Here is a 21844-nt window from a genome sequence, read left to right as displayed (position 1 = left end):
GAGCCGACTTGTTCGGTTTCTTTTTTTATGGCAATTTTTTCGAATTCGTGATACAAAACTAATATATGGTTTTACAGGGAATCCCTTTAAAGGGCAGATTGAAAAAATAGCGCGGCGGCGTTTATATAGGCTGATCCATCAAATTGATGCGGAGGGGACAAGATGAGAATTTATACAAGGTCCGGTGATAAAGGGACGACATCGCTCGTTTACGGGGTAAGAGCAGCGAAAAACGATCCGCGTGTTGAAGCTTACGGAACAGTGGATGAGGCGAACTCGGCGATCGGCGTTGCGCTCAGTTTTTTGCACGGCGAACAATTTCCGGAAAAAGAAGAATTGGAACAATGTTTCAGCAGGGTCCAGACGATGCTGTTCCATGCCGGTGCGGAGCTTTCCACGCCCCAGGGAAAAGAAGTGCACTGGAAATTGAAACAGGCTTATATCGATGAACTTGAGGCTTTGATTGATAAATGGGATGGAAAACTGGAACCGTTAAAAACCTTTATTTTGCCGGGCGGGCATCCGGCAGCAGCGGCGATGCATGCGGCGCGCACAGTTGCAAGAAGGGCGGAGCGGGCAAGTGTTGCGGTCGATGGCGTAAATCCGCTTGTGCTGTCGTTTTTAAACCGGTTGTCCGATTTTCTGTTCGTTGCGGCAAGATATATCAATCACTGTCTTGGGGTGAAAGACCGCCCGCTCCAGCCGCTTGAGGAATAGCCGGGGTATTGCTTTTACATACTCCCGGCTGAAAAAAGCCATCCTAATGAACGAATTTCCTTTTTTTTGAGCCTGAAGAGCGTGGGAATGGGAAATTCCCGGCGCATTGAGTTGCTAATTTGTTTGACAAAACAGGGGTTTATTTTGTAAACTTTTTATAAAGATTATAAATTAAGAATGATAATTGTTAGAAAAGAGGTGCATGGCGGTGTCCGAGCAGCAGTTGAATAAAGCACTGGAGACCTTGAAACAGTCGGGCGTTCGTATTACCCCTCAACGTCATGCGATATTGGAATATTTAATTGAGTCCATGTCACATCCAACCGCCGATGAAATATATAAGGCTCTTGAGGGAAAATTCCCGAATATGAGTGTGGCCACCGTTTACAATAACTTGCGCGTTTTTAAGGAAATCGGATTGGTACAGGAACTGACTTACGGAGATGCTTCAAGCCGCTTTGATTTTGTCACATCAAACCATTACCATATTATTTGCGAAGACTGCGGAAAGATTGTCGACTTTCACTATCCGGGCCTGGATGAAGTGGAACAGCTTGCCGCGCATGTGACCGGTTTTAAAGTAAGCCACCACCGTATGGAAATTTACGGTACCTGTCCGGAATGTATGAAAAAGCACAGTTATCTGGAAGCAAAATAAAACGCAGACGCCGGCGAAACGGGTTCGTCCGGTTCTTTTTTTGCGGCTTTAACCCAGGCCCTGATACACCGAAAGGATTTTTTAAAAGTTTTAGCAGTGCAACTTTATACACTTCTATGCAATCAATCCGGCTCCCCTTTCGTTGGGAGGCCGGATTTTTCATTGTATTTATGCAACCGCCTACATTTTTAGAAATGAAAGTGTGATGAATTTCACACTCCGCGTGTGGGCTTTTCCACAGTCTGCTCTGGCGCAGGGCGGGATGATCAAGATGTACAGAAGATATCCTTCATGAAGGAAATTTAATCATATGTACCGGAAGGAGCCATGGAAAATGAAACCGTTATCCAGTACAGCCGCCGTAAAGCCAAAAACAAAGATGAAGTACCCGCTTCACATTACGTCGGAAATCGGCGAGTTAAAGACCGTGCGAAAGAATTTATTTGTTGCTGGATGGTTATATCAAAATTGACAAAATGGACGAAAACGCCGCTTCTTTTTACGGCGATTACATTAAGCCGTACGAACTTTTTCCGTACGGCGGCTTGTTTAAAGATGAAAATTATCATTATACTGCATACGCTGTCACGGATATCGAACTGTTTTATATTCCGACGGCAGGATTTGAAAAAATTGCCGAATCAAATAACACGTTGCTGCTCCATATTATTGAGCATCTCTCCGATATTTTAATCCTGCATGAATCGAGGCTGCAGCTTGTGACAAACAGCAATGCTTCCGAGCGGGTCCGCCACGTGCTTTGCCTGCTCCTTGAAGATCTCGGGATAAAGGATCACGGCAAAATCCGGATTCTTTGCCCCGTTACCGTCGCGGATATTGCCAAGCTTGCCGGAACATCAAGGGAAACCGCAAGCCATGTTCTGAATGACTTCAAACGAAATGGCACCATTTCGTTTGAGAAGCAGACCATTACCTTCCACAAACCGGATATGTTCCGCCTGCATCGATTGTAAACTGCACCCCTCCATCTAAGGGGTAAAGGCGCCTTTCAACAATCCGTTAAAATTCTGCTGCCACCTGGCCGGAAATGCTTAAGAAATTGGCAAGGGCCGGGTTTTGGTCCTCCTTCCGGTACGCAATGGACAAAACGGCATTTAACGGGTGCCCTTCAATCTCCCTGTACACAATATCGAGATTAAATAATTTTTCGGCTGTCCGTGGCAGCACCCCGATTCCGATTCCGGCTGTAACAAGGCCGACGACCATTTGGTACTCGGTTGCTTCTTGGACGATTTTCGGGCTGAAATCGGCATCCTTGAAAAGAGACAGGAATTCATCATAAAGGCCCGGCCAAATATCGCGCGACACAACGACAAACGGGACGTCCGCCAGATCCTCGATGCGGATTTTTTCTTTTTGGGCGAGCGGATGGCTTTTCGGCATGGAAAGGGCAGCCGCGCCTGTCTGGATTTCAGCTGTTTCAATTAAGGGATCATGGATCGGCGGATGGAGCAAGCCGACATCGATTTCTTTCCGGTGCAGCGCCCGAATCTGGTCCGGGGTTGACAACTCATGGAGGGAAACGGCCGTTTTTGGATATTTCAGCCGGAATTCCCGGACGATGGCCGGCAAAATGTCATAGGTCGCCGAGCCGACAAAGCCGACCACCACATTCCCGAATTCCCCCCGTTCAGCCCGCTGTGCATTTTCCACCGCCCTGTCCAGCTGCTCAAGCACCTGCTTGGCTTCTTTTAAAAAAACTTTTCCCGGGATCGTCAGTTCAACATGGCGTTTATTGCGGATAAACAGGTCCACCCCGATTTCTTCTTCCAGCTGCCGGATTTGCTGGGAAAGCGGCGGCTGGGTCATTTGCAGCCGCTCTGCCGCTTTTCCGAAATGCAGTTCTTCCGCGACTGTTAAAAAATAATGAAGATGGCGCAGTTCCATCTGTATTTCCTCCTTTCCATCACGATTAATATTTAAAATATATTATTTATAGCACAATAATATATTTTAAACATTTCCCCGTGTGGTGTAAAGTATAGATAGAAACAAGTTGGCTCAGCCTATAGATGAACGTTTTCCCCTGTAACAAACGGGGGAAGGTTTAAATAGGGCTGTCCTTGGGAGTGGGAACTGTGGAAAAAAAGAATTCAAATCCAACCAATACAACGGAAAAAACAGCTGCAGACCTGGTTGTCGACTGCCTTGAGAAGCAGGAAGTGCCATACGTTTTCGGCATCCCGGGCGCAAAAATTGATGCCGTATTTGATGTACTGAAAGAACGCGGCCCGGAATTGATTGTATGCCGCCATGAACAAAATGCCGCTTTTATGGCTGCTGCAATCGGGCGTTTAACAGGAAAACCGGGTGTCTGCCTGGTAACGAGCGGGCCGGGGGCTTCCAACCTTGCCACCGGGCTTGCCACTGCGAATACGGAGTGCGATCCTGTCGTTGCGATCGCAGGAAACGTGCCGCGCGCAGACAGGCTGAAAAAAACGCACCAGTCGATGGACAATGTATCCCTGTTCCAGCCGATTACAAAATACGCAGCGGAAGTTGTCCACCCGGATACAGTACCGGAAGTGATGACAAATGCATTTCGTTCTGCCGCTTCGGCACAGGCAGGGGCCGCTTTTATCAGCTTCCCGCAGGACGTGCTGAAGGAGCCGGCGTCTGTCAAAGCTTTGGGCCCGCTTAAAAGCCCGAAACTCGGGAAAGCAAATGAAGAAGCTGTAAAAGAAGCTGTAAAAGCGATCCAGCATGCCAAATTGCCGGTCATTCTGGTCGGGATGCGTGCAAGCCGCCCGGAAGTTGTGAAGGCGGTCCGGTCACTCCTGAAAAAAATTGCATTGCCGGTTGTTGAAACATTTCAGGCGGCAGGTTTGATTTCAAGAGATTTGGAAGATCGTTTCTTCGGCCGCATCGGCTTGTTCCGCAACCAGCCGGGCGATATTTTGCTTGAGCATGCGGATGTCGTCCTCGCGATCGGTTACGATTCTGTTGAGTATGATCCGAAGTTTTGGAACAGCGAAGGGGAAAGAAAAATCATCCATCTCGATGAAATCCGCGCCGATATCGACCATGATTACCAGCCGGAAATCGAACTTGTCGGCGACATTTCAGCGAGCGTTGATAGCATCAAAGAACAGCTGGCCCGTTTAAATATGAACGGCAAGTCCATGGAACTTTTGGAACGCTTGCGCAATCAGCTGAATTTGCGCGACGAACCATCGGAAAAGGCGGATAAAAATCTTGTTCACCCGCTCCAGTTCATTCACGATTTGCGTTCGTTGATTGATGACCATGTGACCGTAACATGCGATGTCGGTTCCCATTATATTTGGATGGCGCGCCATTTCAGGGTATATGAACCGAACCGCCTGCTGTTTTCAAATGGCATGCAGACGCTCGGGGTTGCGCTTCCGTGGGCGATTGCCGCAACGCTTGTCAATCCGGGTGAAAAAGTCGTATCCATCTCAGGGGATGGCGGCTTCCTGTTCTCCGCCATGGAACTTGAAACGGCCGTCCGTTTAAAATCGCCGCTTGTGCATATCGTCTGGCGTGACGGCACGTACGACATGGTGGCGTTCCAGCAGCAAATGAAATACGGGCGCACATCGGGAGCGGACTTCGGCCCTGTTGATATTGTAAAACACGCGGAAAGTTACGGCGCAAAGGGCTTGCGGGTGAATTCACCGGATGAACTGGTTTCCGTGCTGAAGGAAGCACTGGACTCGGAAGGCCCTGTCGTGGTCGATGTCCCGGTTGATTACAGCGACAACCTGGAACTGGCGAAAAAATTGCTGCCAAACCAATTGGTATAATCACTTGCTGCGGCGGCTCTGCCACGACCGGACCTCGCCGGCAAAAATTTTCAGGATACAGATAGAAAGAAGGGGTTTACCATGCGTACTGCTGCAGAAAATCAAAATGCAGAGCAAATTTCAACAAGCCGGACCGATGAAGTATACCAATTGTCCACAATGACATCACTTCTTGACGGCGTATACGAAAGCGACAAGACGTTTGCTGAATTGAAAAAGTTCGGCGATTTCGGCATCGGCACTTTCAACCATTTAGACGGGGAATTGATTGCGTTTGACAATGCATTTTATCAGCTGAAGGACGGGACGGCAAAACGCGTACAGCCTGAAGACAAGTCACCGTTTTGCTCGCTTGCACATTTTTCGGAGGATATCACCTATACAACTGAAGGCCCCCTTGCAAAACCGGAACTGGAAGACTTGATCAAAGACCTCGTCCGCAGCGAAAATTTATTTTATGCCATTCGTGTGGACGGTGTTTTTAAAAAAATGAACACAAGAACCGTCTCCTACCAGGAAAAACCAGTCCCCATGACAGAAGCGGTGAAATCCCAGCCGGTTTACTCGTTTGAAAATACAAAGGGAACGCTTGCCGGTTTTTGGACGCCGATGTTTGCGCAAGGAATCGCGGTAGCCGGCTTCCACCTCCATTTTATTGACGACAAACGCACCGGCGGCGGCCATGTCTTTGACTATGTGCTTGACTACGGGACAATCCGGATCAGCAAAAAAGCGCATATGCATCTGGAACTTCCGGAAACAGACGCTTTTTTAAATGCGAACCTTTCCCGCGCCAATCTGGCAGAAGAACTGGAAAAGACAGAAGGCTGAACAAAGGCGAAGACGGCCCGCATCCGGCGAAAACCGGATGCGGGTTTCTTCAAATGGGGCGGGTCTTTCCTGAATATGCCTGGGTTTTTTCTACCCGGCCTTTTCAGCTGCTAATCCGGCCTGTCACTTCTGCAACCGCTTACGGTTGTATGATTCGTCAAACGCTTTTCCCTCAAGCTCGGGATCCAGTGTCAGCGGCTCATTGCAATGCATGCAAATATCCACTCGTCCCAGCATTTTTGTCGGCTTGCCGCAGCCCGGGCATATAACCTGCACTGCTTTTGTCGAGAACATGCCGATCCAGAAATAAACCACTGTGCTCAATAAAATAAAGAACAGACCGAACAGCATAAAAAGGGTCACAACAACCGGATGTGCCCGGAAAAACAGCCCGGTATACATGACAATAAATCCGGCAAAAATCAAGCTTAAGGCAAATGTCCGAATTTTATTGATTTTGCTTGAATACTTCGCCAACACCATTCCCCCTTTCTTTTTAATATAACATAACTGGCGAAAAAAGAAGGAATGCAATATACTGAAATTTGTTGCGAAAATTTGCAGGGGATTCCCCGGGATTTGCAGAAATACGTTCATAGAAAGCATGATGGAGGAATGATGCATGAGAGACATTTTAAGGCCGATTTACCAGGAAAGGGCAAGCCTTCCGAATACCCTTTCCGTCCTGTATATTGAAAAAAAGCCGGATGAAGATGCTGCAACCAATTTGTTCGACGCCATTCTCTTCATCATTGTCAAAGAGCAGGACCAGCCGCTCTACGTCAAGCATTATCGCTATGAAGACAAAAAAGCCGCCTTATATGTCGTGGCAGAGGACCAGTTGAAAGAGTGGATGCTGTACGGGACAAACAACAATATTTTCGAATGGATTACAGAAGGGCTGATCTTATTTGACCGGAATGAGTACATGGCACGCTTAAAAGATGAAGTAAGGGATTTTCCGTTTCATGAACGAAAGGTCAAAATCGGAACGGAATTTGCCAAATTGATCCGCCGGTATTTAAACGGAAAAGACTTCTTCAAACAGCGCCAGTACCTCGATGCCTATAACCACATCATCCACGCCTTGCACCATCTCGCCAGGCTCGCGGTGATCGAAAACGGTTTTCACCCGGAAATAACCGTCTGGAACCAGGTAAAGCAAATTGATCTGCAAATCTTTAAGTTGTACGAAGAACTGGTAACAAGTGAAGAGTCGCTGGAAAAACGCCTGGAACTGCTCTTTCTTGCGAGTGAATTCCATATTTATTCGAAGACACCGTTTGGCGCCCAGCATTTACTGGAACTGATGGAAGAACGGGAAGAATGGACAATTGATGAACTGCTTTTCCACCCCGGCCTTCAATCGTACAGTATTGATTTGCCTGTTCTGCTTGAATTTTTAATTGAAAAAAATATGATTGAAGAAATTACAGTGCCGACAAAAGGGCCTGAAATCTTCCATAGGCGGTACCGGGTTCCAAAAAAACAATAAAAAAATATCAAATTTAGTATTGACGTATAATAAATAACTTGGTATAGTTATATACGTCGCTGATGAACTTGAAAGACCAACGACGAAAGGTAAAAAAGTTATTGACAAAGGCTTCATTATTATGGTACAATAATTTAGTCGCTGTTAAAACAGATTGTTCCTTGAAAACTGGACAAAACGAAACGTCAAATTCTTTTTGAGCTTTTATCAAACATCTTTACTGAGAGTTTGATCCTGGCTCAGGACGAACGCTGGCGGCGTGCCTAATACATGCAAGTCGTGCGGGCCTTGTTGAAAGCTTGCTTTTAACAAGGCTAGCGGCGGACGGGTGAGTAACACGTGGGCAACCTGCCTGTAAGACCGGGATAACGCCGGGAAACCGGGGCTAATACCGGATAGTTTTTTCCTCCGCATGGAGGAAAAAGGAAAGGCGGCTTCGGCTGCCACTTACAGATGGGCCCGCGGCGCATTAGCTAGTTGGCGGGGTAACGGCCCACCAAGGCAACGATGCGTAGCCGACCTGAGAGGGTGATCGGCCACATTGGGACTGAGACACGGCCCAAACTCCTACGGGAGGCAGCAGTAGGGAATCTTCCGCAATGGACGAAAGTCTGACGGAGCAACGCCGCGTGAGTGAAGAAGGCCTTCGGGTCGTAAAACTCTGTTGCCGGGGAAGAACAAGTGCCGTTCGAACAGGGCGGCGCCTTGACGGTACCCGGCCAGAAAGCCACGGCTAACTACGTGCCAGCAGCCGCGGTAATACGTAGGTGGCAAGCGTTGTCCGGAATTATTGGGCGTAAAGCGCGCGCAGGCGGCTTCTTAAGTCTGATGTGAAATCTTGCGGCTCAACCGCAAGCGGTCATTGGAAACTGGGAGGCTTGAGTGCAGAAGAGGAGAGTGGAATTCCACGTGTAGCGGTGAAATGCGTAGAGATGTGGAGGAACACCAGTGGCGAAGGCGGCTCTCTGGTCTGTAACTGACGCTGAGGCGCGAAAGCGTGGGGAGCAAACAGGATTAGATACCCTGGTAGTCCACGCCGTAAACGATGAGTGCTAAGTGTTAGAGGGTTTCCGCCCTTTAGTGCTGCAGCTAACGCATTAAGCACTCCGCCTGGGGAGTACGGCCGCAAGGCTGAAACTCAAAGGAATTGACGGGGGCCCGCACAAGCGGTGGAGCATGTGGTTTAATTCGAAGCAACGCGAAGAACCTTACCAGGTCTTGACATCCTCTGACCTCCCTGGAGACAGGGCCTTCCCCTTCGGGGGACAGAGTGACAGGTGGTGCATGGTTGTCGTCAGCTCGTGTCGTGAGATGTTGGGTTAAGTCCCGCAACGAGCGCAACCCTTGACCTTAGTTGCCAGCATTGAGTTGGGCACTCTAAGGTGACTGCCGGTGACAAACCGGAGGAAGGTGGGGATGACGTCAAATCATCATGCCCCTTATGACCTGGGCTACACACGTGCTACAATGGATGGTACAAAGGGCTGCGAGACCGCGAGGTTAAGCCAATCCCAGAAAACCATTCCCAGTTCGGATTGCAGGCTGCAACCCGCCTGCATGAAGCCGGAATCGCTAGTAATCGCGGATCAGCATGCCGCGGTGAATACGTTCCCGGGCCTTGTACACACCGCCCGTCACACCACGAGAGTTTGTAACACCCGAAGTCGGTGAGGTAACCTTTACGGAGCCAGCCGCCGAAGGTGGGACAGATGATTGGGGTGAAGTCGTAACAAGGTAGCCGTATCGGAAGGTGCGGCTGGATCACCTCCTTTCTAAGGGGAAAAGCGTAGGGCGCTCGTTCATCGGCGTACGGATTTCGAAGTCTTCGACTGAGATAAAGGAAACACGATGAGCCTTAAAGGCGAATCGATGCCCGCTTATCGTAGGGAGAAGACGTAGAAATACGCTAGCCGATAGCGCCCGGAGCTAGACATAAAAGGAAAACCTTCGGTTTTCCGAAATTAAGTTTGGCGTTTCCGTTTTGTTCAGTTTTGAAGGTCCAATCCTTCAGTATGTGTTCTTTGAAAACCGGATAGGAGAAATAAACCAAGTAAACCGAGAATCGCTTATTTTTGGATTTAAACCTTTTATGGTTAAGTTAGAAAGGGCGCACGGCGGATGCCTTGGCACTAGGAGCCGATGAAGGACGGTACAAACACCGATATGCTCCGGGGAGCTGTACGTAAGCTTTGATCCGGAGATTTCCGAATGGGGAAACCCCCTGTCTTTAATCGGACAGGATTCCTGCCTGAATCCATAGGGCAGGAAGGGCACACCCGGGGAACTGAAACATCTCAGTACCCGGAGGAAGAGAAAGCAATTGCGATTTCCCAAGTAGCGGCGAGCGAACAGGAAACAGCCCAAACCGGAAGGCTTGCCTTCCGGGGTTGTAGGACACTCATATGGGAGTTACAAAAGAACGGGGTAAGTGAAGCGGCCTGGAAAGGCCTGCCGGAGAAGGTAAAAGCCCTGTAACTGAAACTTCGTTCTCTCCCGAGTGGATCCTGAGTACGGCGGGACACGAGGAATCCCGCCGGAATCCGGGAGGACCATCTCCCAAGGCTAAATACTCCCTAGTGACCGATAGTGAACCAGTACCGTGAGGGAAAGGTGAAAAGCACCCCGGGAGGGGAGTGAAAGAGATCCTGAAACCGTGTGCCTACAAGTAGTCAGAGCCCGTTAACGGGTGATGGCGTGCCTTTTGTAGAATGAACCGGCGAGTTACGGTCTCATGCAAGGTTAAGCTGAAGAAGCGGAGCCGCAGCGAAAGCGAGTCTGAACAGGGCGAAAGAGTATGAGGCCGCAGACCCGAAACCAGGTGATCTACCCATGTCCAGGGTGAAGGCAAGGTAACACTTGCTGGAGGCCCGAACCCACGCACGTTGAAAAGTGCGGGGATGAGGTGTGGGTAGCGGAGAAATTCCAATCGAACTTGGAGATAGCTGGTTCTCTCCGAAATAGCTTTAGGGCTAGCCTCAAGCGGAGAGTTTTGGAGGTAGAGCACTGTTTGGACGAGGGGCCCTCATCGGGTTACCGAATTCAGACAAACTCCGAATGCCAAAAACTTATGCTTGGGAGTCAGACTGTGAGTGATAAGATCCATGGTCGAAAGGGAAACAGCCCAGACCGCCAGCTAAGGTCCCAAAGTATACGTTAAGTGGAAAAGGATGTGGCGTTGCTTAGACAACCAGGATGTTGGCTTAGAAGCAGCCATCATTCAAAGAGTGCGTAATAGCTCACTGGTCGAGTGACGCTGCGCCGAAAATGTACCGGGGCTAAACGTATCACCGAAGCTGCGGATGGACACCGTTTGGTGTCCGTGGTAGGAGAGCGTTCTAAGGGCGTTGAAGCCGGACCGGAAGGACCGGTGGAGCGCTTAGAAGTGAGAATGCCGGTATGAGTAGCGAAAGAAGGGTGAGAATCCCTTCCACCGAATGCCTAAGGTTTCCTGAGGAAGGCTCGTCCGCTCAGGGTTAGTCGGGGCCTAAGCCGAGGCCGAAAGGCGTAGGCGATGGACAACAGGTTGATATTCCTGTACCGCCTCTTCACCGTTTGAACGATGGGGGGACGCAGGAGGATAGGGCAAGCGCGACACTGGTTGATCGCGTCCAAGCAGTTAGGCCGGTGCGGAGGCAAATCCTTCGCGCCAAGGCGGAGCTGTGATGGCGAGGGAAATTAAAGTACCGAAGTTCCTGATTCCACACTGCCAAGAAAAGCCTCTAGTGAGGTGAAAGGCGCCCGTACCGCAAACCGACACAGGTAGGCGAGGAGAGAATCCTAAGGTGAGCGAGAGAACTCTCGTTAAGGAACTCGGCAAAATGACCCCGTAACTTCGGGAGAAGGGGTGCTTTTTGGGGTGTATGCCCCGGGAAGCCGCAGTGAATAGGCCCAGGCGACTGTTTAGCAAAAACACAGGTCTCTGCGAAGCCGCAAGGCGAAGTATAGGGGCTGACACCTGCCCGGTGCTGGAAGGTTAAGGAGAGGGGTTAGCCGCAAGGCGAAGCTCTGAACTGAAGCCCCAGTAAACGGCGGCCGTAACTATAACGGTCCTAAGGTAGCGAAATTCCTTGTCAGGTAAGTTCTGACCCGCACGAAAGGTGTAACGATCTGGGCACTGTCTCAACGAGAGACTCGGTGAAATTATAGTACCTGTGAAGATGCAGGTTACCCGCGACAGGACGGAAAGACCCCATGGAGCTTTACTGCAGCCTGATATTGAATTTTGGTACAGCTTGTACAGGATAGGTAGGAGCCTTGGAAACCGGAGCGCCAGCTTCGGCGGAGGCATCGGTGGGATACTACCCTGGCTGTATTGAAATTCTAACCCGCACCCCTTACCGGGGTGGGAGACAGTGTCAGGCAGGCAGTTTGACTGGGGCGGTCGCCTCCTAAAAGGTAACGGAGGCGCCCAAAGGTTCCCTCAGAATGGTTGGAAATCATTCGCAGAGTGTAAAGGCATAAGGGAGCTTGACTGCGAGACTTACAAGTCGGGCAGGGACGAAAGTCGGGCTTAGTGATCCGGTGGTTCCGCATGGAAGGGCCATCGCTCAACGGATAAAAGCTACCCTGGGGATAACAGGCTGATCTCCCCCAAGAGTCCACATCGACGGGGAGGTTTGGCACCTCGATGTCGGCTCATCGCATCCTGGGGCTGTAGTCGGTCCCAAGGGTTGGGCTGTTCGCCCATTAAAGCGGTACGCGAGCTGGGTTCAGAACGTCGTGAGACAGTTCGGTCCCTATCCGTCGCGGGCGCAGGAAATTTGAGAGGAGCTGTCCTTAGTACGAGAGGACCGGGATGGACGCACCGCTGGTGTACCAGTTGTCTTGCCAAAGGCATCGCTGGGTAGCTATGTGCGGAAGGGATAAGTGCTGAAAGCATCTAAGCATGAAGCCCCCCTCAAGATGAGATTTCCCACAGTTTAACTGGTAAGATCCCTGAAAGATGATCAGGTTGATAGGTCCGGGGTGGAAGCGCGGCGACGCGTGCAGCTGACGGATACTAATCGATCGAGGACTTAACCAAATAGAAAAGTGAAGGGCGCTCGCTCATCGGCGTATGAACTTCAAGGCCCCCGCCTGAGATAAAGGAAACACGACGAGCCCTAAAGGCGAGTCGATGCCCGCTTATCGTAGGAAAGGGGGACGGGAAGTTCACTAGCCGATAGCGCCCGGAACTGGACAATAGAAAAGCGAAGGTGCCTTGTTTAGCCCCGACAAGCGAATGTTCTGACCGGCATGGAGCCGTCTTTTGGCTCCGTGACGGGCAGGTTATTCGACCTCGAGGGGCTAGGCACCGGAGCTAGACAATAGAAAAGCGGAAGCGCCTTGGTCATCGGCGTATGAACTTCAAGGCCCCCGCCTGAGATAAAGGAAACACGACGAGCCCTAAAGGCGAGTCGATGCCCGCTTATCGTAGGAAAGGGGGACGGGAAGTTCACTAGCCGATAGGCGCTGGAGCTGGACAATTCTCAAAGTTAGAAACCAAAGCTATTCTCCGTTTACAGTTTTTCTCCCATCCGGTTTTCAGGGAATCACATAATTCCTGTTGATAAGCAATGAAAAGTTTGTTATAATGATTTTTGTCATTGAGGTCCGGTGGCGATGGCGGAAAGGTCACACCCGAACACATCCCGAACTCGGAAGTTAAGCTTTCCAGCGCCGATGGTAGTTGGGGGTTTCCCCCTGCGAGAGTAGGACGCTGCCGGGCCCGATATTCCGCAGTAGCTCAGTGGTAGAGCAATCGGCTGTTAACCGATCGGTCGTAGGTTCGAATCCTACCTGCGGAGCCATAATGGAGAGCTGTCCGAGAGGCCGAAGGAGCACGATTGGAAATCGTGTAGGCGGCTAAAAGCTGTCTCAAGGGTTCGAATCCCTTGCTCTCCGTCATGATCCATATGGCCCGTTGGTCAAGCGGTTAAGACACCGCCCTTTCACGGCGGTAACACGGGTTCGAATCCCGTACGGGTCACCATTTACATATTTGGAGGATTAGCTCAGCTGGGAGAGCGTCTGCCTTACAAGCAGAGGGTCGGCGGTTCGATCCCGTCATCCTCCACCATTTTATCATCGCGGGGTGGAGCAGTCTGGTAGCTCGTCGGGCTCATAACCCGAAGGTCGCAGGTTCAAATCCTGCCCCCGCAATTTACATATAAAGGTCCCGTAGTGTAGCGGTTATCACGCCTGCCTGTCACGCAGGAGATCGCGGGTTCGATTCCCGTCGGGACCGCCATCTGTATTTTACATAATCGCGGCTCGGTAGCTCAGTCGGTAGAGCAAAGGACTGAAAATCCTTGTGTCGGCGGTTCGATTCCGTCCCGAGCCACCATTGGCCGGTCTAGCTCAATTGGTAGAGCAACTGACTTGTAATCAGTAGGTTGGGGGTTCAAGTCCTCTGGCCGGCACCACGCAATATGGAGGGGTAGCGAAGTGGCTAAACGCGGCGGACTGTAAATCCGCTCCCTCAGGGTTCGGCGGTTCGAATCCGTCCCCCTCCATTTTTAAAGGGGCATAGTTTAAAGGTAGAACAGAGGTCTCCAAAACCTCCAGTGTGGGTTCGATTCCTACTGCCCCTGCCATTATGATGGCGGTTGTGGCGAAGTGGTTAACGCACCGGATTGTGGCTCCGGCATTCGTGGGTTCGATTCCCACCATCCGCCCCATATTTGATTGGGCCATAGCCAAGCGGTAAGGCAACGGACTTTGACTCCGTCATGCGCTGGTTCGAATCCAGCTGGCCCAGTATGCGGAAGTAGTTCAGTGGTAGAACATCACCTTGCCAAGGTGGGGGTCGCGGGTTCGAATCCCGTCTTCCGCTCCATTGATGGCGGCATAGCCAAGAGGTAAGGCAGAGGTCTGCAAAACCTTTATCACCGGTTCGATTCCGGTTGCCGCCTCCATCATATTGTGCCGGTGTGGCGGAATTGGCAGACGCGCACGACTCAAAATCGTGTTCCTTCGGGAGTGTCGGTTCGACCCCGACCACCGGTATAACACAGTATTACATTGAAAGCTGATGCCAAACGGAACGCTTCTCAAGATAAAGAGAAGCGTTTTTTATTGCAATTATATTATTGAAGCCGAGGCCATTTAAGCAGCTGCTTGAAAGCGTACACTTGTGGGTATCTACAGTTTTTTAACTTGTACAAAAAGGGAATTGATCTAATAAGAAAGGTTTGGAAATACTATCTTAGATTTTCCTTTTATAATGAGTACAAGAGCTGGGCAGCCTACTATTTACTAGGGTTGTCTTTTCTTTTTTTCACCGTAACCGTCCCATCTTTTTCAAGATAGGCCTGGTCAATTTCATCAAGCGAAAATACGCCCTGCTTTCTCAATAACTCTGACAGTTGATTCATATCAATTTTATTTTTTTTTAGTACGACGTTGTTAATTTTTCCTTTATCGATAATCACCGTTTTATCCCCGATAAGGAATTTTTCCAGTTTGTCATAGCGGTAAATGAGGCTATCAAAAATGAGTTTAATGATGACCCAAACAGAAAGCATGGCGAGAATGTAGTACCATTTTACACTTGGGTCATAAAGGCCGTTGCCGACGATTTCAGACAGCATAATGCTCCAGATGAAGTCGATTGGCGTAAGGTTTGAAATACTTTTGGCACCGGTACATTTTAGACAAAAAATGAGCGCAAGAAAGCCCATGATCAATTTTAATAAATCTATACTGATTTGCATCGTTGAACCTTCTTTTTAGATGATTTTTTCTTTTGCATTTTCCCTTAAAATCAGTGTCATAAACGAACGTTCTAATCATGGGATACACCGGACAGGTTAGGCAAATCATTTTGTTTTGGGAATCTGTTATTTTACAATAGATCTATCTTCACGAGTAGAAGGAAAGGAAGCGGACAATGGGTAGTCAAAAAAAGTTAAATGATGTTGCATTTTCGGTTTTAGATTTGATCCCTGTTTTATCTGGAAAGACACCGGCAGATTCGTTTAAAAATAGCCTGAGCCTGGCACAGCATGTTGAAAATTGGGGCTACAAACGATACTGGCTCGCGGAACACCATAATATGGTTGGAGTAGCCAGCTCTGCAACGGCTGTTTTAGTCGGGTATATAGCGGCAGGGACGAAAACCATCCGTGTCGGGTCTGGCGGGGTGATGCTTCCAAATCATGCACCGCTTGTCGTGGCTGAGCAGTTTGGAACACTGGGTTCTATCTATCCAGGCAGAATAGATCTCGGCCTTGGCCGTGCGCCTGGTACGGACCAATTGACAGCTGCGGCGCTCAGAAGAAATTTAAAGGGCGGGGAAATGGATTTTCCGGATAATGTCCAAGAACTGATGAACTATTTTCTCTCGGATAAAGAACGCAGGACTTATGCACGGGCCGTCGTGGCAGAAGGGGTGGATGTTCCGGTTTGGCTTCTTGGATCAAGTACATACAGTGCCACACTTGCTGCGAGGCTCGGTCTGCCGTTTGCGTTTGCGAGCCATTTTGCACCAGCGCAATTGTTTGATGCTTTATACCTTTATCGGGAGAACTTCAAACCGTCCAAGTATTTGCAAAAGCCATATGTGATTGCGTGTGTGAATGGCGTAGCAGCTGACACAGATGCAGAAGCAGAAAGAATCGCAACAAGCCTGTACCAGTTTTTCCTCGGCGTTATCCGAGGCAAATCGCAGACGCTGCAGCCGCCTGTCGATAGCATGAACGGGATTTGGACCCCGTTTGAAAAAGAAGCGGCATTGCGTCAGCTTGAATATGCTTTTATCGGTTCAAAACAGACAATCAAAGAGAAAATGGAAGAATTTTTGGATGATACACAGGTCGATGAGTTGATGTTTGTATCGCATATTTACAACCATGAAGAGCGGCTGCGGTCTTATGAGATCCTAAGTGAACTGAAGGAAGGTCATGCCTGAAGAGGGAAGCTGTTTTGCTTCCCTTTTTCACAAAATGGTTATTGACATTTTTTACGATCTGGATATAATTATAAAAGTGACATAACAAACAGCTTTGTTTGCGGTTCATAGGATCATGCCGGTGTGGCGGAATTGGCAGACGCGCACGACTCAAAATCGTGTTCCTTCGGGAGTGTCGGTTCGACCCCGACCACCGGTATCAAAAGATCGCATTTCAGTTTTTCGGTGAAACGTTCCTTACAATACCGTAAGGAGCGTTTTTTCATTTTCCGGTAGAAGATACTCTCTTCAATCGTGTGAAGGGTAAAAGGAAAGGGATGAATTTCGGTTTGCGTTTACTAAAGGCTGTTTATTTGTTTTTTTCACGATTCAGCCGTAAAATAAAATAAAGAATTTGATAATAGTGAATGTATACACAAATCAGTACTCTTATCAAGGTTATGAAGTACGATACCCGCTAGTTCCGGGCGTTCCGGATTTGTTCAGCAATCCCAATTCGCCTTACACAAAGCATATAAGTGATATTCGTAGACTTTGAAAACCGTTCAAGTGCGCTGATACATAACGAATTTCAGAGGAGATGGGTGAGAGTGAAGATCAGAGCTGCTGTACTACGGGAATCAGGTGCTGCTATGCCATATGCAGCAAGCAAACCGATTAAAATTGAAACATTGGAGCTCGATGAACCGCAACAAGGGGAAGTGCTTGTTAAGATGAAGACGGCCAGTTTGTGCCACTCGGATTTATCTGTTATAAATGGCAGCAGACCCCGGCCTTTACCGATGGCTCTTGGGCATGAGGCTGCCGGTGAAGTGGTGAAAACCGGTGAAGGCGTGACGGATCTTGCACCGGGTGACCATGTTGTTTGTGTGTTTGTGCCAAGCTGTGGCGAATGCCTGCCGTGCAAGGAGGGACGCCCTGCATTATGCGAAACGGGTGCGGCTTCAAACGCGGCAGGCACTTTACCAGGGGGCGGCATCCGGCTGCATGCAAATGGTGAAGACATCAGGCACCATCTCGGCGTATCCGCTTTTTCAGAATATGCTGTTGTGTCCCGTCGTTCTTTGATTAAGATTGAAAAAGAGATTCCGTTTGAAAAGCTTGCCCTTTTTGGATGCGCTGTCATAACGGGAGTCGGGGCAGTCGTGAATACAGCCCGGATTAAGTTGGGTAGCACAGTTGCGGTTGTCGGTTTGGGCGGCGTCGGATTAAGCGCTTTAATCGGGGCTGTATCAGCAGGGGCGAGCCGTGTAGTAGCAGTAGATGTCAATGAAAATAAATTTGCGTTGGCAAAAAGGTTTGGGGCAACAGATGTATTTAATTCCAAAGATCCAGATGTTGTTGAGAAAATACGTGAAGCAACTGGCGGGGGACTGGATACTGTTTTTGAGACGGCAGGTGCAGTCCCGGCGATGGAAACGGCATATGGCATCACCAAGCGCGGTGGCACAACCGTTACGACAGGACTACCGGATCCAAAACATCATTTTTCTTTCCCTTATGTAACGCTGACGGCCGAGGAACGGACGCTAAAAGGTTCCTATATCGGTAGTTGTGTTCCGGAAAGGGATATTCCAAATTATATCCGGCTTTTTAAAAACGGCCGCTTGCCAGTGGATGAATTGGTAAGTGATGTCATTTCTTTGGATGAGATAAATGAGGGTTTCGACAAATTGGCCAAAGGGGACTCATCCAGAATCATGATTCGGTTCGACTAAAAGATGATTGCCAAAAAACGTGCCCCGTGCCGCTAATGTGGCCCCCATGTTAAGAACACATTAAAAGAAGAGTTCAAGCAGCTATAAATGAACTTAAGTTTTAACATTAAGCCCGAGCACCCATTTGCATGATGACGACTTGTTACAGCAGACAACAGAGCTAGGATATTTTGTTCGTTTTATAAAACGACAAAATTTTTGATTTCCTGACTGAATCCTGCGATTTGCAAATGGTTTGAGCAGGAATACAGTATTGATCCGTTTACCGTCAGCATCCGCTTTGAGGAGGATGACGGCAGGTCGTATACGTGGTCTACAAAAGGCTTGGCGCAGCGCAGCGTGCCAAGCCTTTTATTTACAATTTTTTTAATGCAAATTATACTGAAAATACGACTTTATACATAAAAGAAGGTCTATTTTCATGAATAAATCGGCATTTTTAAAACTGAGCATCTCAATGGTGATTTTTGGTTCAATCGGATTTTTCTCTAAGTATACGGGTCTGCCCGCACTGGAGCTTGTTTTCGTCCGCTGTGTGAGTGCTTCAGCGATCTTAGCCGTTTACTGGCTTGCAACCGGCCAGTACAAAAAAGAGCGCTGGAATATAAAAGAGATGCTCTTTATTTTAGGCGGCGGTGTTACGCTTGTTATCAACTGGCTTTTCTTGTTTTTGGCGTTTGAAAAAACTTCTGTCACCGTCGCAATTTCCATTTACAATACAGCTCCGCTCATTGTGCTCGTTGCAGGCTGGACGTTGTTCCGGGAAAAATTCCAATGGGGCGGACTGCTTGCCACTTTGGCGGCCTTTATCGGCACCATCATGATTACCGTAACAGCTTCCTCTGCGTTCAGCCACGTTCTCCTGCTTGGGTCGGTTTACGCATTTTGTGCGGCGATTTTTTATGCGTGTACCGTGATGATCGGCACAAGGATCAAACAGGCAAGCCATACCTCGTCACGTTTCTGCAAACATTCATTGGGATTATCATGTTGACACCTTTTGTCGATTTTTCAAAATACACTGGGCTGACTCCCGGAAACTGGACATTCAGCTTGCTGACAGGTGTCATCCATACCGGTATCGTGTATTTGCTGTTTTATGGCAGCATCCGATTTTTGCGCACGTCCGTCATCTCAGCCCTTTCTTATCTTGATCCGTGTGTTGCCATTTTACTTGATATTCTCATCACTGGTTTCGCACCGTCCTATATACAGGCAGCCGGCATCGCCATCATCTTTTTAGCTGTCTCCTATACAGTAAGAGCCCTTGCCAAAATGCTATATCCCCTGAAACTGTAAGCAGTCAGACAATTAAAGGTCGTTGATTTATTCCACTAAAGAAAAAAGACGTTTGTAGGAACATTATGACAAATGTAAAAATAAATTGTGAGTTTTTGATTTTAATGGGGTAAATTTATTTATTATAAGTGTCTAAATTTTTCCATTTTAGTCGGGTTTCAATAGATTAAGCTACTCATTCCTGTGGTAAATATTGTAAAACGGAAAAGGATGATTTTTTTTTGAAAAAAAAAAGAGCCATGAAAGCCACTCCTTTGTTAAGATATAAGTACCACCAAATATCCAGGGAGTGATTTCATGACTAGTTCTATTCTAACACAAACCAGAGACTTTTCAATACAACAAAATTTGATTCCCCACAATTGGCAAGACTATGCCGATATACCATTTGTCATTCCAGCCATGTGTTTCCCATGGGAGATTTTTAAGCCGATTGAACGAGAATACTACACCCTTTTATATTTGCACCTAAAAAATGAAAGAGCACATGATCCTTCTAATGAAATACAACCGGCACTATTTTCAATAACGGAGGAAGAAGACAAGTCTGCGTCTTCATTATTTCATCTCCCTTCCACTGGGAGAAAACCGCATCCTTTCATGCCCTTTTTTCGTGCTTTTGAACTGGCCTCTTTACAGTATATTGAAGTGATGGTGGAGAGTGTCTATTTGCAAGTGAAATCAAACCCGCTATTTGCCACCATGTGTGGATTTACAGAGAAAATTCCGAGCTACCGGTCCTTTGCTCGTTTTGATCAAATCATGACAACAAATGGTCTTTGGGAAAAAGCCCGGCTATTGGTTGTTGAATATAATAAAGGGGAAGGCGTGGTTGAAACGAATGAGGAAGCAGCCGCCGTGGATACATCGCATATAGAGGCAGAAGCAACCTTGAATAAAACAAGGAAGACGTGTTCTTGTGAGGGTGATTGCGATTGCCCCAGAGTCCTTACGGACGACAATGTAGGGGTAATGCGTAAAAGTAATGCAGTCTCCTATATTGCGCATAAATTATCAATGGTATGCGGGGTGAAATCCGGTTTGCCTTTGACGCGGGAAGTATTTAAAGGAAATACACCCGATGGGAAAACATTAGAACCGACATTGGAAACGTTTAAGGCAGAGCACCCCGAGATGGCTGAGCAGTTGAGCTTTATCCTGGCAGATGGAATCTACCAAACGCCGGAAAATCAAAAAGTGACAAAGGATGTATTACAGGCGAAATTGGTGGCACCGATCAATCCACGGAACCGTAAAGATAAACCAACTACCGCCCGGGGGATTGAAAAAATCAACCGGTACGGCACTCCCATCTGTATCAGTGGACATAAAATGGAACTTAGAGGATCTGATCGGGAAAAGGGGCAATATATTTACACTTGTCCTGTATTTCATCCAAATGCCAAGCAAGAAGGTCTCACCTGCCCGCTAGCGAATCACGCGGAATGTTGTAATGGGGCAGCACAAGGAAGAGTATTTAGGATAGACTTTGATCAAACGCCTCAAGTAGATGTCGAGTTGCCTCAACATGGTCGCACATTTGAAGTGTTATATAGTGCCAGGACGATCATCGAAAGAATCTTTGGCATTCTAAAAGACGGATACAGTCTCCGTCGTGTTCACAAGCGTGGGAAACAGGCAGTTGAAGCTCATGTAGATCGATGCATGATATCTATGCATATCATGGCAAATATGGCGTACCATCAGACTGGAAAGGCCAATTGTGGATGGACACGCAATCGGCTGCAAAGAGCAAATTAAGTTATTCACAGGTGGATATGTGAATAACTCAAATGAACGTTTTCTTTCCACAAAGGGTAGTGAAAAAAACCATTTTGTGAAGGCGGGATACGTATGCCCTTTTTTTGAAGAAAAATGACCGTTTTACTTCTATTGAATTGAAAATCTGGATGTAAATTGAAAATCTGGATGAAAAGGCAAAAAAAAATCGGGATAATTAATTTTCCAGAGCCTCGCTCAAGGGTATATTTTTATTTTGGCAGAGGCTCTAAGAAAAAACAGCCAGGAAGACCCGGCAACACAAAGACAAGTATAAATTGGATTCTTATCCGCAGTTTGATCCAAGGGATGGAATCGGTTGTTTTTTTGGGGGGCTGTTGGTTGGATTGTTTATGGGCAAAAAATCGGCAGCACTTTTTCACATCGTCGAGCTGCACATCTGTTTTTGCCATCTCAACCACCGCCCGCAATCGTGGCAATTTTTCACATGGCCGAGCTGCACCATCATTTTACCGGTCACAATACATGTTCTTTTTCTGTGCAGCTCCGCTTTTTTAAAGGATTGCTTGCTATAAGAAATCGTTTATGGGACCCCGAATATTGCTGTTGCATTTCGCTTTCACGCCTTCCATTTGGGATACCTGTTGATTGCCAAAAATAGAAGGTTCAACTTTTTTTAATCTCTAAAAAATCTGCAAAAAGGGTTGA

Annotated in this window: 13 protein-coding genes, 16 tRNA genes, 3 rRNA genes and 1 pseudogene; 29 read left to right on the top strand and 4 right to left on the bottom strand. The window is 48.1% G+C overall.

Features of this window, described 5'->3' with window-relative positions; all coding sequences use genetic code 11:
- Positions 1-162: 162 nt before the first annotated feature.
- The 3 genes from NSQ19_RS11805 (at position 163) to NSQ19_RS11795 (ending at position 2349) form a co-directional block, all read left to right on the top strand.
- A complete protein-coding gene (locus tag NSQ19_RS11805) occupies positions 163-717 on the top strand; it encodes a cob(I)yrinic acid a,c-diamide adenosyltransferase (protein WP_061566713.1) in 555 nt (184 codons plus the stop codon).
- 202 nt (positions 718-919) lie between these two features.
- A complete protein-coding gene (perR, locus tag NSQ19_RS11800; RefSeq protein ID WP_017551387.1) occupies positions 920-1375 on the top strand; it encodes a peroxide-responsive transcriptional repressor PerR in 456 nt (151 codons plus the stop codon).
- A gap of 446 nt (positions 1376-1821) precedes the next feature.
- Positions 1822-2349, top strand: a complete 528-nt coding sequence (locus NSQ19_RS11795) for a Crp/Fnr family transcriptional regulator (RefSeq protein WP_340702881.1) — start codon at positions 1822-1824, stop codon at positions 2347-2349.
- A 46-nt stretch (positions 2350-2395) separates the two neighbouring features.
- Here NSQ19_RS11795 and alsR read toward each other — a convergent pair whose 3' ends face one another.
- The gene (alsR, locus tag NSQ19_RS11790) at positions 2396-3283 is read right to left on the bottom strand and encodes an acetoin biosynthesis transcriptional regulator AlsR (protein WP_013860250.1); all 888 of its coding nucleotides are present in this window, start codon (positions 3281-3283) and stop codon (positions 2396-2398) included.
- Positions 3284-3474: 191 nt separating this feature from the next.
- Here alsR and alsS point away from each other — a divergent pair, with 191 nt between their 5' ends.
- Positions 3475-5163 (top strand): acetolactate synthase AlsS, encoded by a 1689-nt coding sequence (gene alsS, locus NSQ19_RS11785; RefSeq protein WP_029713893.1) that lies wholly within the window; start codon positions 3475-3477, stop codon positions 5161-5163.
- An 81-nt stretch (positions 5164-5244) separates the two neighbouring features.
- Positions 5245-5994 carry an acetolactate decarboxylase gene (gene budA / locus NSQ19_RS11780; protein ID WP_019720807.1) on the top strand — a complete coding sequence of 250 codons (750 nt, stop codon included), beginning with the start codon at positions 5245-5247 and terminating at the stop codon, positions 5992-5994.
- 123 nt (positions 5995-6117) lie between these two features.
- On the opposite strand, the gene NSQ19_RS11775 is transcribed toward budA, so the two are convergent.
- Positions 6118-6474, bottom strand: coding sequence for a YgzB family protein (locus tag NSQ19_RS11775; RefSeq protein WP_201029395.1), 357 nt, complete (start codon positions 6472-6474; stop codon positions 6118-6120).
- 142 nt (positions 6475-6616) lie between these two features.
- On the opposite strand from NSQ19_RS11775, the gene NSQ19_RS11770 reads away from it, so the two are divergent.
- The 19 genes from NSQ19_RS11770 to NSQ19_RS11680 all read left to right on the top strand — a co-directional run bounded on the left by NSQ19_RS11770 (position 6617) and on the right by NSQ19_RS11680 (position 14476).
- On the top strand, positions 6617-7489 hold the full coding sequence (locus tag NSQ19_RS11770; RefSeq protein WP_013860246.1) for a nucleotidyltransferase-like protein: 873 nt from the start codon (positions 6617-6619) through the stop codon (positions 7487-7489).
- Positions 7490-7705: 216 nt separating this feature from the next.
- A 16S ribosomal RNA gene (locus NSQ19_RS11765) occupies positions 7706-9261 on the top strand.
- A gap of 319 nt (positions 9262-9580) precedes the next feature.
- Positions 9581-12512, top strand: a 23S ribosomal RNA gene (locus NSQ19_RS11760).
- A 568-nt stretch (positions 12513-13080) separates the two neighbouring features.
- Positions 13081-13196 (top strand): 5S ribosomal RNA (gene rrf, locus NSQ19_RS11755).
- The 16S, 23S and 5S rRNA genes sit together here with 15 tRNA genes alongside, the layout of an rRNA operon.
- 7 nt (positions 13197-13203) lie before the next feature.
- Positions 13204-13278, top strand: a tRNA-Asn gene (locus NSQ19_RS11750).
- 4 nt (positions 13279-13282) lie between these two features.
- Positions 13283-13372 (top strand) — tRNA-Ser (locus tag NSQ19_RS11745).
- A 13-nt stretch (positions 13373-13385) separates the two neighbouring features.
- A tRNA-Glu gene (locus tag NSQ19_RS11740) sits at positions 13386-13460 on the top strand.
- 11 nt (positions 13461-13471) lie between these two features.
- Positions 13472-13547: transfer RNA gene (locus NSQ19_RS11735), tRNA-Val, on the top strand.
- Between the two features lie 9 nt (positions 13548-13556).
- Positions 13557-13630: transfer RNA gene (locus NSQ19_RS11730), tRNA-Met, on the top strand.
- A gap of 12 nt (positions 13631-13642) precedes the next feature.
- Positions 13643-13718 (top strand) — tRNA-Asp (locus NSQ19_RS11725).
- 20 nt (positions 13719-13738) lie between these two features.
- Positions 13739-13814: transfer RNA gene (locus NSQ19_RS11720), tRNA-Phe, on the top strand.
- Between the two features lie 3 nt (positions 13815-13817).
- Positions 13818-13893, top strand: a tRNA-Thr gene (locus NSQ19_RS11715).
- A gap of 8 nt (positions 13894-13901) precedes the next feature.
- Positions 13902-13983, top strand: a tRNA-Tyr gene (locus NSQ19_RS11710).
- A 7-nt stretch (positions 13984-13990) separates the two neighbouring features.
- Positions 13991-14064: transfer RNA gene (locus NSQ19_RS11705), tRNA-Trp, on the top strand.
- A gap of 8 nt (positions 14065-14072) precedes the next feature.
- Positions 14073-14148 (top strand) — tRNA-His (locus NSQ19_RS11700).
- An 8-nt stretch (positions 14149-14156) separates the two neighbouring features.
- Positions 14157-14228 (top strand) — tRNA-Gln (locus tag NSQ19_RS11695).
- A 3-nt stretch (positions 14229-14231) separates the two neighbouring features.
- A tRNA-Gly gene (locus tag NSQ19_RS11690) sits at positions 14232-14306 on the top strand.
- A gap of 5 nt (positions 14307-14311) precedes the next feature.
- Positions 14312-14385 (top strand) — tRNA-Cys (locus tag NSQ19_RS11685).
- A 9-nt stretch (positions 14386-14394) separates the two neighbouring features.
- Positions 14395-14476 (top strand) — tRNA-Leu (locus NSQ19_RS11680).
- A 242-nt stretch (positions 14477-14718) separates the two neighbouring features.
- On the opposite strand, the gene NSQ19_RS11675 is transcribed toward NSQ19_RS11680, so the two are convergent.
- On the bottom strand, positions 14719-15183 hold the full coding sequence (locus NSQ19_RS11675; RefSeq protein WP_237348454.1) for a DUF421 domain-containing protein: 465 nt from the start codon (positions 15181-15183) through the stop codon (positions 14719-14721).
- A gap of 176 nt (positions 15184-15359) precedes the next feature.
- Between NSQ19_RS11675 and NSQ19_RS11670 the strand changes: the two genes are divergently transcribed.
- From NSQ19_RS11670 to NSQ19_RS11650, 5 genes and pseudogenes are all read left to right on the top strand, one after another.
- Positions 15360-16379, top strand: coding sequence for an LLM class flavin-dependent oxidoreductase (locus tag NSQ19_RS11670; protein WP_133537495.1), 1020 nt, complete (start codon positions 15360-15362; stop codon positions 16377-16379).
- A 117-nt stretch (positions 16380-16496) separates the two neighbouring features.
- Positions 16497-16578 (top strand) — tRNA-Leu (locus tag NSQ19_RS11665).
- A gap of 391 nt (positions 16579-16969) precedes the next feature.
- Positions 16970-18097, top strand: coding sequence for a zinc-dependent alcohol dehydrogenase family protein (locus tag NSQ19_RS11660; protein ID WP_133537497.1), 1128 nt, complete (start codon positions 16970-16972; stop codon positions 18095-18097).
- Between the two features lie 421 nt (positions 18098-18518).
- Positions 18519-19396, top strand: a pseudogene (locus NSQ19_RS11655) (DMT family transporter).
- A gap of 297 nt (positions 19397-19693) precedes the next feature.
- Positions 19694-21157 carry a transposase gene (locus tag NSQ19_RS11650; RefSeq protein ID WP_042512439.1) on the top strand — a complete coding sequence of 488 codons (1464 nt, stop codon included), beginning with the start codon at positions 19694-19696 and terminating at the stop codon, positions 21155-21157.
- Between the two features lie 230 nt (positions 21158-21387).
- Here NSQ19_RS11650 and NSQ19_RS11645 read toward each other — a convergent pair whose 3' ends face one another.
- Complete coding sequence (locus NSQ19_RS11645; protein ID WP_340702880.1) at positions 21388-21588, bottom strand: hypothetical protein; 201 nt, start codon at positions 21586-21588, stop codon at positions 21388-21390.
- Between the last annotated feature and the right edge of the window lie 256 nt (positions 21589-21844).

The sequence above is a fragment of the Weizmannia sp. FSL W8-1119 genome, assembly GCF_038008605.1.
Taxonomy (GTDB): Bacteria; Bacillota; Bacilli; order Bacillales; family Bacillaceae_C; genus Weizmannia; species Weizmannia coagulans.
This window is presented reverse-complemented; position numbering and strand designations above follow the sequence as displayed.

Excerpts from the sequence above, each read along its gene's own strand:
- alsR (WP_013860250.1), bottom strand. The coding sequence starts at position 3,283 with ATGGAACTGCGCCATCTTCATTATTTTTTAACAGTCGCGGAAGAACTG.
- NSQ19_RS11805 (WP_061566713.1), top strand. The coding sequence starts at position 163 with ATGAGAATTTATACAAGGTCCGGTGATAAAGGGACGACATCGCTCGTT.
- NSQ19_RS11645 (WP_340702880.1), bottom strand. The coding sequence starts at position 21,588 with ATGGCAAAAACAGATGTGCAGCTCGACGATGTGAAAAAGTGCTGCCGA.
- NSQ19_RS11670 (WP_133537495.1), top strand. The coding sequence starts at position 15,360 with ATGGGTAGTCAAAAAAAGTTAAATGATGTTGCATTTTCGGTTTTAGAT.
- NSQ19_RS11675 (WP_237348454.1), bottom strand. The coding sequence starts at position 15,183 with ATGCAAATCAGTATAGATTTATTAAAATTGATCATGGGCTTTCTTGCG.
- perR (WP_017551387.1), top strand. The coding sequence starts at position 920 with ATGGCGGTGTCCGAGCAGCAGTTGAATAAAGCACTGGAGACCTTGAAA.
- NSQ19_RS11650 (WP_042512439.1), top strand. The coding sequence starts at position 19,694 with ATGACTAGTTCTATTCTAACACAAACCAGAGACTTTTCAATACAACAA.
- budA (WP_019720807.1), top strand. The coding sequence starts at position 5,245 with ATGCGTACTGCTGCAGAAAATCAAAATGCAGAGCAAATTTCAACAAGC.
- NSQ19_RS11770 (WP_013860246.1), top strand. The coding sequence starts at position 6,617 with ATGAGAGACATTTTAAGGCCGATTTACCAGGAAAGGGCAAGCCTTCCG.